This window comes from Caballeronia fortuita, from assembly GCF_001544835.2.
Taxonomy (GTDB): domain Bacteria; phylum Pseudomonadota; class Gammaproteobacteria; order Burkholderiales; family Burkholderiaceae; genus Caballeronia; species Caballeronia fortuita.
In genome coordinates, this window is record NZ_FCNX02000024.1 from 50,778 (window position 1) to 63,958 (window position 13,181).

The 13,181-nt window shown below is 67.0% G+C and carries 6 protein-coding genes; all 6 read left to right on the forward strand.

What is annotated here, in order from left to right; all coding sequences use genetic code 11:
* The first annotated feature begins 58 nt into the window (after positions 1 to 58).
* The 6 genes from AWB77_RS31920 (at position 59) to pbpC (ending at position 13,023) form a co-directional block, all read left to right on the forward strand.
* Positions 59 to 886, forward strand: a complete 828-nt coding sequence (locus AWB77_RS31920; protein ID WP_061138443.1) for a M90 family metallopeptidase — start codon at positions 59 to 61, stop codon at positions 884 to 886.
* A gap of 141 nt (positions 887 to 1,027) precedes the next feature.
* Positions 1,028 to 1,282 carry a type B 50S ribosomal protein L31 gene (locus AWB77_RS31925; protein ID WP_050326712.1) on the forward strand — a complete coding sequence of 85 codons (255 nt, stop codon included), beginning with the start codon at positions 1,028 to 1,030 and terminating at the stop codon, positions 1,280 to 1,282.
* 265 nt (positions 1,283 to 1,547) lie between these two features.
* Positions 1,548 to 3,311, forward strand: a complete 1,764-nt coding sequence (locus AWB77_RS31930; RefSeq protein ID WP_061138444.1) for an ArnT family glycosyltransferase — start codon at positions 1,548 to 1,550, stop codon at positions 3,309 to 3,311.
* Between the two features lie 40 nt (positions 3,312 to 3,351).
* The gene (locus AWB77_RS31935; RefSeq protein WP_061138476.1) at positions 3,352 to 4,713 is read left to right on the forward strand and encodes an MATE family efflux transporter; all 1,362 of its coding nucleotides are present in this window, start codon (positions 3,352 to 3,354) and stop codon (positions 4,711 to 4,713) included.
* Positions 4,714 to 4,808: 95 nt separating this feature from the next.
* A complete protein-coding gene (locus AWB77_RS31940; RefSeq protein ID WP_061138445.1) occupies positions 4,809 to 10,805 on the forward strand; it encodes an Ig-like domain-containing alpha-2-macroglobulin family protein in 5,997 nt (1,998 codons plus the stop codon).
* A gap of 4 nt (positions 10,806 to 10,809) precedes the next feature.
* A complete protein-coding gene (gene pbpC, locus AWB77_RS31945; RefSeq protein WP_061138477.1) occupies positions 10,810 to 13,023 on the forward strand; it encodes a penicillin-binding protein 1C in 2,214 nt (737 codons plus the stop codon).
* Positions 13,024 to 13,181 lie beyond the last annotated feature (158 nt).

The following is a 13,181-nucleotide window of genomic DNA, read 5'->3' on the forward strand; positions in this document are numbered from 1 at the left end:
GTTTTTTATTGGGGCCGTGCGTACAATCCGCAACTAGTCCAGTCTTCCGATTCAACGCATGGCCAACCTCTTCACCCGCTGGTTCGGCGCGCAACGCCGCGAGCGCGCGCTGCGCAAATACGCGATCGACGACGCGCTCTGGCAACGCACGCTCGACACGTATCCGTGCTTCGGCCATCTCGGCGCCAACGATCTCGCGCGTCTGCGCGAGACCGCGAGCCTTTTCATCGCGCAGAAGGAATTCTCGACCGCGCACGATCTCGAACTGACGGACCAGATGATCGTGTCGATCGCGGCGCAGGCTTGCCTGCCGGTGCTCAATCTCGATCTCGATCTGTATCGCGGCTGGGTCGGCGTCATCGTGTATCCGGGCGAGTTCATCATCAGGAAGACGGTCGAGGACGAAGACGGCGTCGTGCATGAAGTCGAGCACGATGCGAGCGGCGAAGCGTGGGAAGGCGGCCCGGTCGTGCTCTCATGGGAAGACGCGCAGATGGCCGACGGCTCCGACGCCTACAACGTGGTGATCCACGAGTTCGCCCACAAGATCGACATGGTGACGGGCGAAGCCCACGGCCATCCGCCGCTCTTTCGACGCTGGCACGCGCCGCTCGATTCGAGCGCGTGGTCCGATATCTTCGACAACGCCTACGATCAGTTCTGCGCGCGCGTGGACGCCGTGCCGCAGTCGCGCTACGCCCGCTTCGAGCGCGAATCGCTGATCGACCCGTACGCGACCGATCATCCGTCGGAATTCTTCGCGGTGTGCAGCGAGGCGCTTTTCGTCACGCCCAAACCGTTCGAAGCCGAATATCCCGAGTTGTACCGGCTGCTCGCGCGTTACTATCGGCAAGACCCGGCGGGCGTCGGCGCGCTCGTCGAGTGAACTGTGCCGCGACCTTCAAAAAGATGTCAACCGACTGATTTTCTGGCATAATCGCCGTTTTTCGACCCTAGGCAAGTGACTCGCGCGGCACTCGTAAAGCAAGTGCAACGGGTTGGCTACCGCCAGATACCAGGAAAGACCATGAAACAAGGCATTCACCCGGATTACCGCGAAGTCCTGTTCGTCGACATGTCGAACGACTTCAAGTTCGTGACCCGCTCGACCATCCAGACGCGCGAAACCGCCGAATTCAACGGCAAGACCTACCCGCTCGCGAAGATCGAAGTGTCGTCGGAATCGCACCCGTTTTACACCGGTCAGCAGAAGATCATGGACACGGCCGGCCGCGTCGAAAAGTTCAACAACAAGTTCGCACGCTTCTCCACCAAGAAGTAAGTCGGACTTCGGCTTCAAGCAAAAAGGGCAGCTTTGGCTGCCCTTTTTTGTCGCCGCGCGGTTTGCCGCGCGTTGCGGCATCGGCCTTGCTGCGTTCGTCAACATTGTGGCGCCCGGCTTCGGGCAGCATCGATGAGCCGCCCCGATCCGTCCCAATCTGCCTCAATCCGCCCTTTAAGCCGCCGCGCGACTACAATGCCGGTTGCTTCGGCCCCGCGCCCGCTTCCGTGAGATCCGCGGACCGTCATTCATCAAGCCTTCTCGCATGCGATCTGTCGTTCGTCTGACCGCCTCCGCCACCAGCGCCCTGCCGCGCTGGCTGCTGCTCGCCATCTGCATCACCTATGCGTCGTTTGGGCTGTTCGGCCGCGATCCGTGGAAGAACGAGGACGCGGCGGGCTTCGGCGTCATGTGGACGATGGCCAACGGCGACGCGCGCGACTGGCTGCTGCCGAACCTCGTCGGCAAGGCGCCCACCGCCGATGGCCCGCTGATGTACTGGCTCGGCGCATCGGCGATACGGCTTTTGAGCCCCTGGGTCGATGCGAGCAACGCGTCGCGCGTGATCACCGGCCTGCTCTTCTGTCTCGCGTGCGCATTCGTCTGGTATTCGGCGTATCTGCTCGGCCGGCGCGAAGAAGCGCAGCCGTTCAAATACGCGTTCGGCGGCGAACCAGAGCCGCGCGACTACGGCCGCACGCTCGCCGACGGCGCGCTCCTCATCCTGCTCGCGTGCTTCGGCCTCGCCGAGCGCGGTCACGAAACGACGCCGCAGCTCGCGCAATTCGCCGGCACCGCGATGCTGCTTTACGCGCTCGTGCGCAGTCTCGACAAGCCGGTTCACGGCGGCCTCGTGTGGGGCGTGGCGATCGGCGTGGTCGGACTGTCCAGCTCGCCGGTGCTCGTGTTCGCGCTTTTGCTTTGCACGCTCGCGATGACGATCGTCGTGAAGCAGGTGCGCTCGCTGCCGCTCCTGATCTACGGCCTGCCGGTCGCGATCGTGCTGATCGCCGCGTGGGTCCTGCCGACGCTGCATTACTTTCCCGACGACGGCGAATGGTGGCTGCGCCAATGGTGGCGCAACAGCTTCTCGTTCTTCTCGGGCACGCCCGGCTCGATCTTCGGCTACGCGATCAAGAATCTGCCGCTCTTCACATGGCCCGCGTGGCCGCTTGCGGTGTGGGCCTTCGTGAGCTGGGGCGGGCTGCGCCGCTCGCCGCACGTCGGCGTGCCGCTGTCGATCATCGGGCCGCTGCTCGTGCTCGTCGTGCTGCAGGCGCACGAAACGAATCGCCTCTTCATGCTGCTTCTGCCGCCGCTCTCCGTGCTCGCGACATTCGCGCTGCCTACGCTCAAGCGCGGCGCGATCAACGCGATCGACTGGTTCGCGATGCTGAGCTTCACGATCATCGGCTCGCTCGTGTGGCTCGTGTGGAGCGCCGGCATGTTCGGCGTTCCCGCGACGATGGCGCGCAATCTCGCGCGCCTCGCGCCGGGCTTTCATCCCGAATTCAAGCTGATTTCGTTCGCGTGCGCGGTCGCCGTGACGGTCTGCTGGTTCCTGCTCGCGCGCTGGCGGCTCGCGCGTCATCCGAAGGTGCTGTGGCGCAGCGTCGTGCTGTCGAGCGCGGGCACCACGCTCATGTGGGTGCTGTTGATGACGCTATGGCTGCCGGTCGTGAATTACAGCCGGACGTATCGCGACGTCGCCGAGCAGATCGCCGATCATCTGCCGCCCGATTACACCTGCATCTCGCCCGTGCGTCTCGGTGATGCGCAGATCGCGACCTTCGCCTATTTCGGCGGCATGCATTTCGCGTTCGACGAGGATTGCGACGTGATCCTGCGTCAGGATCCGGCGGACTACGGCGAGCCGTCGTCGATGTCGGCGTTCCAGTGGAAGCTCGTGTGGGAAGGCCGGCGCGTCGCCGACCGCGACGAGCGCTTCCGTCTCTACGTGCGTATCGAGCGTCCCGTGCCGCCGGCGAAGAAGCCGCTGCGTCCGAAGAGCCTGCGCCGCGTGCAGTAATCCGATGCGCGCGCTCTCGACATCGGCGGGTACGACCGGCATGTGGCGCGACGTGCGCAAGATCGCCGCGCTCGCGTGGCCCGTGCTGATCGGCCAGCTTGCGGTGATCGCGTTCGGCGTGATCGACACCGCGATGGTCGGCCGCTTCTCCGCCACCGATCTCGCCGCGCTCGGCCTCGGCGGCTCCATCTATATATCGGTGTATATCGGCTTGACGGGGATTCTCGTCGCGTTGCAGCCGATCGCCGGCCAGCTTTTCGGCGCGGGGCGCGAAAGCGAGATCGGCGAGGAAACGCGGCAGGCGTTCTGGCTCGCCGCCGCGCTCGCCGTGATCGGCTTCGTGCTGCTCTTCCAACCCGAGCCGCTGCTGTCGCTCGCGAAAACGCCGCCCGCGCTGCACGACCGCACCGTCGACTATCTGCGCATTCTGTCGTTCGGCCTGCCCGCGAGCCTCGCGTTTCGCGTCTACAGTTCGCTCACGAACGCGGTAGGCAAGCCGCGCCTCGTGATGTTCCTGCAGGTCGGCGGCCTCCTGCTCAAGTTTCCGCTCAACACGTGGTTCATCTTCGGCGGATTCGGCGTGCCCGCGCTCGGCGGCCCGGGCTGCGCGCTCGCGAGCACGCTCATCAACTGGGTGCTCGCGGCCGTCGGCATGACGGTGCTCTTCCGGTTCGAGTTCTTCCGCCCGTTCGGCATCTTTTCGCGCTTCTGCTGGCCGGTCTGGCGGCGTCAGCTCGCGCTCCTGCGGCTCGGCATTCCGATGGGTCTCTCCTATCTCATCGAAGTCACGTCGTACACGTTCATGGCGCTCTTCATCTCGCGCTTCGGCACGACGACGCTCGCCGGTCATCAGATCGCGGGCAATCTCGGCGCGGTGCTGTACATGACGCCGCTGTCGATCGGCATCGCGTCGTCGACGCTCGTATCGCAGGCGCTCGGCGCGCAACGTCCCGACGACGCGCGCTCGATCTCGCGTCACGGCATCGGCATGGCGTGCGTGCTGGCGTTCGTGTATGGCGTGATCCTGCTTGCCGCGCGCTCGCACGTGATCGCGGCCTACACACCCGATGCAAACGTGATCGCGGCCGCGATGCCGCTCGTGCTCATCATCTTCTTCTATCACTTCTGCGACGCGCTGCAGATCACCACCGCGTTCATCCTGCGCGCGTACAAGGTGACGCTCGTGCCGACCGTGATCTACGCGGTCGCGTTGTGGGGCATCGGGCTCGGCGGCGGCTATCTGCTCGGCTTCGACGTGGGCGGCGGCGTGCCCGAATGGCTCCAGGGCGCGCGCGGCTTCTGGATCGCGAATTCGGCGAGTCTGGGCGCGGCGGGCGTCGGACTGTTCCTCTACTGGCGGCGCGTCAGTTCGCGGCATCTGTCGAACGTGGACGCGGTCTGATCGGCCGTCAAAAAGCGTTGTCCGATCCGCGCGCCAGAAAGTTCGGCGTAAGGCTCCAGTAGAATTTCGCGTCGAGGAAAACTCGGAGCGAGTGGATGAGCCGCATTACGACGTCACAAAAAAAATGGATTCTGGCCGCGACCACGCTTTTCGCCGCGCTGGGCTTGGGCGCGGCGCTGCATCGGGCCGATGCCGCGCGCATCACGAGCGTATCGCCGCAAGGCAAGGTTGCGCAGGTGCGGCAGGTCGTCGCCAAATTCGACGAACCGATGACCGCCTTCGGCAACGCGGCCGCCGCCGCGCCCGGCAAGATCGCGTGCAGCGGCGCGGACGCATCGGCGACGGCGAACACGGGCCGCTGGATCGACGCCAAGACATGGGCCTTCGACTTCGAGCGCGATCTGCCGCCCGGCGTGCGCTGCGCGCTCGACCTCTCCGACGGTCTGAAGTCCACGGCGGGAAATGCGCTTGCCGGCCCGCGCCACTTCGCGTTCCAGACGGGCGGACCGTTCGTCACGCGCGTCATGCCGAGTTACGGCGACATCGAAGAGAATCAGGCGTTCGTGCTGCGTCTGAACGGTCCCGCGACGCAGGCGTCCGTGCTCGAACACGTCTGGTGCGAATCGAACGCGCTCGGCAATCGCATTCCGGTGCGCGCCGTCGATGACGCCACGCGCGCCGCCCTGCTCAAGCAATTCCGCCTCGAAAAAGAAAGCGATCGCGTGCTGACGCTCGCGTGCCGGCAGACATTGCCGTCGGCCACGAAGATGCAGCTCGTGTACGGCGTGGGCGTGACGGGTCCGGGCGGTATCGCGAACGATGTCGAAAAGCGCTTCGACTTCAACGTGCGCGAGCCTTTCACGGCGAGCTTCTCGTGCGAGCGCGAGAACGCGAAAGCGCCATGCACGCCGTTGCGCCCGCTGCGCCTGAATTTCACCGCGCCGATCAGCCGCGCCGACGCGCAGAAGTTCGTGCTGCGCGGCCCGAAGGGCAACGCCTCTCCCCGTTTCGATGCGAACGACAAGGACGCCGAAGTCAGCAACATCGAGTTTGCCGCGCCGCTGCCCGAGCGCACCGATCTCACCATCGACGCGCCCGCGAATCTGAAAGACGTGAGCGGCCGCGCGCTCGCGAACGCCGACCTCTTTCCGCTGAAAGCCGCGACCGCCGCAATGCCGCCGCTCGCGAAGTTCTCGTCGGGCACGTTCGGCATCATCGAGCGATTCGCGGAACCCGGCATGCCCGCGATGCTGCCCGTGACGTTGCGCCACGTCGAAGCCGACCTGCATGTGCAGGGGCTCGATTCGGGCACGTCGAAGATCACGAAGCTCGAGCTCGACGCCGACGCGGACATCCGTCAATGGATGCGCACCGTCGATATGTTCGACGGCGTGTCGATGTCGCGCTCGACGATCGAAGAACGCATGCCCGCGCTGCTGAACAACGGCATCGCGCCGGTCGTCATCCCGAACAGCGACGGCACGGTGTCCGAAGATCCACAGATCGATATCCGCTCGCTGTCGCTGCTCGCAAAGCAACGCGGCGTCGAAACGCTGACGCTGCCCGCCGCAGATCCGAGGGCGCTGCGGCCGTTCGAAGTCGTCGGCATTCCGTTCCCGAAGCCCGGTTTCTATGTCGTCGAACTGAGTTCGCCCGCGCTCGGCGCGTCGCTGCTCGGCAAGAATCAGTCGATGTTCGTGCGGACTTCGGTGCTCGTCACCAATCTCGGCGTGCACTTCAAGCAGGGACGCGAGAACAGCGTCGTGTGGGTGACGACGCTCGACAAGGGCAAGCCGGTCCCGAACGCCGACGTGCGCATCACCGATTGCAACGGCGACGAAATCGCCACCGCCAAAACGGATGCGCAAGGCATCGCGAAGATCGGCAAGCCGCTCGTGTCCGTGCGCCGCTGCGACGAGGACAGTCTCGCGTGGGGCGGCTTCTTCGTGTCGGCGCGCGTGAACGATCCGGTCACCGGCGCGGACATGGCTTTCGCGACCTCAGACTGGAATCGCGGCATCGAATCGTGGCGCTTCAACGTGCCGACCGACATGAGCGCAACGCGCACGACGCGCGCGCATACCGTGTTCGACCGCACGCTGCTGCGCGCGGGCGAAACGGTGTCGATGAAGCATCTGCTGCGCGTCGAGACGCTCGGCGGCTTCGCGTTTCCGAAGAACTATCCGAGCCGCGTGACGATCCGTCACGTCGGCAGCGGACAGACCTGGCATCTGCCGCTGCAATGGGCGGCCGATCACAGCGCCGATTCGACCTTCACCGTGCCCGTCGCGGCGAAGCTCGGCGAATACAGCGTGACGCTCGATAATGGCGCGGCTTCATCGGACGACGACGGCAACGACAACGCGGTGACGCAGTCGTACGAATCGGGCAGCTTCCGCGTCGAGGAATTCCGCCTGCCGGTGTTCAAAGGCTCGGTCACGGCGGGCGATTCGAAAACCGCCGGCCTCGTCGCGGCGCAGGAAGCGCCGGTCGCGGTGCGGCTCGAATATGTGCAAGGCGGTCCGGCATCGAATCTGCCGGTGCAGGTGTCGGCGCTCGTGCGCGATGTCGCGCCGCCCTTCGCTTCGCAATACGAAGCGTTCAGCTTCGCGCCGTATCGCAAGCCGGCGGACGACGGCGCGAGCGCGCCCGCCGAGGACGAAGATAACGAGCAGGAGGAGCACGCGACGACGAAGCTCATCGCCGACAAACTGCGCGTCACGCTCGATCGCGATGGCGCGGGCAAGATCACGGTCAAGCCGCTGCCGGCGGTCGAAGCGCCGAAGCGCCTCGCGCTCGAAGCGAGCTTCGCCGATCCGAACGGCGAGATCCAGACGATCAGCGGCGGCACGACCTTGTGGCCCGCCGCCGTCGCGGTCGGCGTGAAGGCAGGGCATTGGGTATCGGTCGGCGGCGCGCTGCCGGTGCAGGCGATCGCGCTCGACCTGCAAGGCAAGGCGCGCGCGGGCGTATCGGTGGAGATCAAGGCCGTCGCGCGTGTAATGTCGAGCTCGAGAAAGCGCATGGTCGGCGGCTTCTATGCCTACGACAACCACACGGAAATCAAGGATCTCGGCACGCTTTGCAGCGGCAAGAGCGACGATCACGGCATCGTCTCGTGCGATGCGAACCTGAAGGAAGCAGGCAACGTCGATCTCATCGCGATCGCGAAAGACGGCGACGGGCGCGCGGCCAACGCGAGCACGTCGGTGTGGGTGACGCGCGAGGACGAGTTGTGGTTCGGCGGCGAGAACACGGACCGCATCGACGTATTGCCGGAAAAGACGAGCTACGAGCCCGGCGAAACCGCGCGATTCCAGGTCCGTATGCCCTTCCGTTCGGCGACGGCGCTCATTGCGGTCGAGCGCGAGGGAATCATCGAGACGCGCGTGGCCGAGCTGAACGGCAAGGACCCGACCGTCGAGCTGAAAGTGGATGACGCGTGGGGGCCGAACGTCTACGTGTCGGTGCTCGCGTTGCGCGGGCGCATCCGCGAGGTGCCGTGGTATTCGTTCTTCACGTGGGGATGGAAGGCGCCGGTCGAATGGGCGCGCGCGTTCTGGTACGAAGGCCGGCAGTATCAGGCGCCGACGCCGCTCGTCGATCTGAGCAAACCCGCGTTCCGTTACGGGCTGGCGTCGATCAAGGTCGGCACTGCGTCGCACAGGCTCGCGGTGAGCGTGAGTCCGGACGCGAAGTCGTACACCGTGCGCAGCCGTGCGCACGTCAAGGTGAAGGTCGCGCTGCCCGGCGGCAAGCCCGCGCCCGCCGGGACGCAGATCGCGGTCGCTGCCGTTGACGAAGCCTTGCTCGAACTGATGCCGAATCGAAGCTGGGACGTGCTCGACGCGATGCTGCAACAGCGCGCCTACGGCGTCGAAACCGCGACCGCGCAGATGGAGATCGTCGGGCGGCGTCACTTCGGGCGCAAGGCGGTGCCCGCGGGCGGCGGCGGCGGGCACAGCGCGACGCGCGAACTCTTCGACACGCTGCTCTTGTGGAATCCACGCGTCACGCTCGATGCGCATGGCGAAGCCACGGTCGACGTGCCGCTGAACGACGCCCTCACGCGTTTCCGGATCGTCGCGGTGGCGGCCGTCGGCGCGGAGCGCTTCGGCACCGGCAGCGCTTCGATCCAAAGTACCCAGGACTTGCAACTGATCTCGGGACTGCCGCCGCTCGTGCGCGTCGGCGATGCGTTCCGCGCGCAGTTCACGCTGCGCAACACGACCGCGCGGACGATGCGCGTCGTCGTCACGCCGCATGCCGGCACGCTCACGCTCGATGCGCGCACGGTCGAGATCGCGCCGGAATCGTCGCAGGAAGTGGCGTGGGATGTGACGACGCCCGATGTGCTCGGCGCACAGTCCTCCGCAGCGTTGGAGTGGAACGTGACTGCGTCCGAGCAAGCCGCGCCCAGGGCAAGCGATGCCGTCAAGCTGACGCAGAAAGTCGTCGCGGCGATTCCGGTCACCGTGCAGCAGGCGACCATCGCGCAAGTCGACGGCACGCTCACGCTGCCCGTCGCGCCGCCCGCCGACGCAATCAAGTCCGACGATGGCGCGGTGCGCGGCGGCATCGCGGTGTCCCTGCAGCCGAAGCTCGCGGACGGCCTGCCGGGCGTGCGCCGCTGGTTCGAGCGGTATCCGTACAACTGCCTCGAACAGCAGACCTCGCGCGCGCTCGGCCTGATGGACGCGGCGCAATGGCAAGGCGTGCTCGCGAGAATGCCGTCCTACCTTGACCGCGACGGCCTTGCGAACTACTTTCCGCCCGCCGACGACGAGCGCCCGACCGGCAGCCCCGCGCTCACCGCGTATCTGCTCGCCGTCACCGACGAAGCCGCGAAGCAGGATCGCCGGTTCGCCCTGCCCGTCGATCTGCGCAACCAGATGGCGGCGGGTCTCGCGAATTTCGTCGACGGCAGGATCGAGCGCAAGTTCTGGGCGCCGCGCAACGATCTCGACGTGACGAAGCTCGCCGCGATCGAAGCGCTGTCGCGCTACGGGATCGCGCAGCCGCGCATGCTCGACTCGATCACGGTCGCGCCGGATCAATGGCCGACGTCCGCCGTGCTCGACTACTACGCGATCCTCTCGCGTGCCGACGGCATTCCGAATCGCGACGAAAAGCGCGCGCAGGCCGAGCAGATCATCCGCGCGCGCCTGACGTATCAGGGCACGCGCCTCACCTTCTCCACCGAACGCGACGACGATCTCTGGTGGCTCATGACCGGCGCCGAAACGAACGCCGCGCGCACCGCGCTCCTCTTCGCCGATGCGCCCGGCTGGAAGGACGAGATGCCGCGCGTCGTCGCGGGCCTGCTTGCGTTGCAGAAGAACGGCGCCTGGCATACGACGACCGCCAATCTGTGGGGCGCGCTCGCGGTCGGCCGGTTCTCGCGGCTCTTCGAGAGCACGCCGGTCACGGGCCATACGTCGATTCAGCTCGGTGCGGCTACGCAAAGCGTCGACTGGAACGCGGCACCTGCACCAGCACTCGCATCGGCCACGCCTGCGACGAAAAGCGCGAACGCGCGCAGCGTGGTGCTGCCGTGGAGCGCCGGTTCGCTCGCGCTCACGCAAGACGGCACCGGCAAGCCGTGGGCGACGATCGAAAGCCTCGCGGCCGTCGCGCTGAAGGCGCCGTTCGCGGCGGGCTATCGCATCGCGAAGACGGTCACGCCGGTCGATCCGGCCGTCAAGGGCGTGCTCTCGCGCGGCGACATCGTGCGCGTGCATCTCGACATCGACGCGCAAAGCGACATGACGTGGGTCGTCGTCAACGATCCGATCCCCGCGGGCGCGACGATCCTCGGCTCCGGCCTCGGCCGCGATTCGGAAGCGGCGACGCAAGGCGAAAAGCAGGATCGCGGTGCGTGGCCGGCGTTCGTGGAGCGCGGCTTCGACGGCTATCGCGCGTATTACGACTATCTGCCGAAAGGCAAGCTGAGCGTCGAATACACGATGCGCGTGAACAATTCCGGCACCTTCGGCCTGCCGCCGACGCGCGTCGAAGCGCTTTACGCGCCTTCGTCGTTCGGCGCGTCGCCGAATGCGCCGGTCGTCGTCAAGCCGCTCGCCGCGAAGTGATGCGATGAAACGCGCCGCCGTTCTCGTCATCGCATGCGTTCTGTCGATGCCGGCGCACGCGCAGCCGGGCTTCGACGACGTGCGCGCGCAATGGCGCAGCTCCGACTGGGTGCTGCTCTCGCGCGACGGCGAGCCGCTGGCGCGCACGCGCATCGACAAGCGCGCGCGGCGCGGCGACTGGATCGCGCTCGCGGATGTGTCGCCGGCGTTGCGCGAGGCGATCGTCGTGTCGGAGGACAAGCGCTTCTACGCACACGCGGGCGTCGACTGGCGCGGCGCGGCGGCGGCGGCCTGGGGCAACCTGTGGAACACGCGCACGCGCGGCGCATCGACGGTGACGATGCAGCTCACCGGCCTTATCGACGATGACGGCAAGCCGAACGGCCGCCGCTCCATCGGCGAAAAGGCGCAGCAGACGATCGGCGCGCTGTGGCTCGAACGAAGCTGGCGCAAGGATCAGATTCTCGAGGCGTATCTGAATCTCGTGCCATTTCGCGGCGAGATCGTCGGTTTGTCCGCGCTGTCGCAGACGATGTTCGGCAAGGCGCCGTCCGGTCTCGACGAACGCGAGGCCGCGCTCGCCGCCGCGCTCGTGCGCGCGCCGAATGCGCCGTACGCGAAAGTCGCCGCGCGCGCCTGCGTGATCCTGCGGGACATGCGGGCGCTGCATGCCGACGCGCGCTCCGCCGATCCGTGCGTCAATCTCGACAGCTACGTGCAGCTCGCGCTCACCCGCACGGCCGCAGTACCCGCCGTGGCCCAGGGCGACGACGCGCTCGCGCCGCATCTCGCGCGACGCATCGCGGGCGAAGTGCATCCGGCGGCAGGCGCGCGCGTGCGCTCGACGCTCGACGCGCGGCTACAGCGCTTCACGCGCGACACGCTCGCCCGCACGCTGGCGGAACTGAACGCGCGCGCGCATCCGCGCAACGTGCACGACGCGGCGGCCATCGTGATCGACAACGCTTCCGGCGACGTGCTCGCGTGGGTCGGCTCGGCGGGCGGTTTGTCGAACGCGCCGGAAGTCGACGCCGTGCTCGCCGCGCGTCAGGCCGGCTCGACGCTCAAGCCTTTCCTGTATGCGCAGGCCATCGACGAAAGGCGCGTCACCGCCGCCACGCTGCTCGACGATGCGCCGCTCGATCTCGCGACCGGCGGCGGCCTCTACATTCCGCAGAACTACGATCACGACTTCAAGGGCTGGGTGAGCGTGCGCACGGCGCTCGGCTCGTCGCTGAACGTGCCGGCAGTGCGAACGCTCGTGATGGTGACGCCGCATCGTTTCGCGAAAACGCTCGTCGCGCTCGGCCTGCCTCTGTCGCAAGCGGGCGATTACTACGGCTTCAGCCTCGCGCTCGGCAGCGCCGACGTCACGCTGGCGTCGCTCGCCAATGCGTATCGCGCGCTCGCGAACGGCGGCATCGCGAAACCGCTTTTCGATATCGCGGACCATAGGCCGGCGCCGGCGGGCACGCGCGTCTTCAGCCCGGAAGCGAGCTTCATCGTCACCGATATCCTCGCCGACAATAACGCCCGCACGCGCACCTTCGGCTTCGACAGCGTGCTCGCCACGCGCACCTTCAGCGCGGTGAAAACCGGCACGAGCAAGGACATGCGCGACAACTGGGCGGCCGGTTTCACGTCGCGGTACACCGTGGCCGTCTGGGTCGGCAACGCGGACGGCGCGCCGATGTGGGACGTTTCAGGCGTGACGGGCGCGGCGCCTGCATGGAACGCGATCGTCAACTATCTGAACCGGCGGTCGGATAGCCGTGCCCCGCACGCGCCGCCGGGCGTCGTGACGACGCGCGTCACGTATCAGGACGACCTCGAACCCGCGCGCGACGAATGGTTCGTGCGCGGCACGCAGATGAGCGCCGTCGGCCTGACGGCGAACGCGGCGCGGTCGACGGGCGGCGTGACCACCGGCGCGCAATCGGCACGCATCGGCGCGCCCACGAACGGCACGATCTTCGCGCTCGACCCGGACATTCCGCCCGCGCGCCAGCGCGTGTGGTTCGAGCGCGCGGGCAGCGGCGCGCCTCTTGCGTGGCGGCTCGACGGCAAGCCTTACGGTCATGACGCCCGCGCGGCGTGGCTGCCGTGGCCGGGCCGGCACGTGCTCCAACTCGTCGATGCGAACGGCGGCGTCGTCGATCAAGTCGGCTTCGAAGTTCGCGGCGCCTTCGCGAAACCGACAGCGCGCGCGGCGAAGTGACGCGCGATCGGCAACGCGAAACGCAACGTCATCCATCCGGCGTTTCGCAACGTTAAAGATTGTGCGTGAGCGGAGTGCGCGCGGCGGGGTCGTGCACAATGCGAGCGCCATCGTCCGGGACGGGTTTTTGCCCTATCCTTAACGGCATCTTCCCGTCC

Excerpts from the sequence above, each read along its gene's own strand:
- AWB77_RS31920 (WP_061138443.1), top strand. The coding sequence starts at position 59 with ATGGCCAACCTCTTCACCCGCTGGTTCGGCGCGCAACGCCGCGAGCGC.
- AWB77_RS31925 (WP_050326712.1), top strand. The coding sequence starts at position 1,028 with ATGAAACAAGGCATTCACCCGGATTACCGCGAAGTCCTGTTCGTCGAC.
- AWB77_RS31930 (WP_061138444.1), top strand. The coding sequence starts at position 1,548 with ATGCGATCTGTCGTTCGTCTGACCGCCTCCGCCACCAGCGCCCTGCCG.
- pbpC (WP_061138477.1), top strand. The coding sequence starts at position 10,810 with ATGAAACGCGCCGCCGTTCTCGTCATCGCATGCGTTCTGTCGATGCCG.
- AWB77_RS31940 (WP_061138445.1), top strand. The coding sequence starts at position 4,809 with ATGAGCCGCATTACGACGTCACAAAAAAAATGGATTCTGGCCGCGACC.
- AWB77_RS31935 (WP_061138476.1), top strand. The coding sequence starts at position 3,352 with ATGTGGCGCGACGTGCGCAAGATCGCCGCGCTCGCGTGGCCCGTGCTG.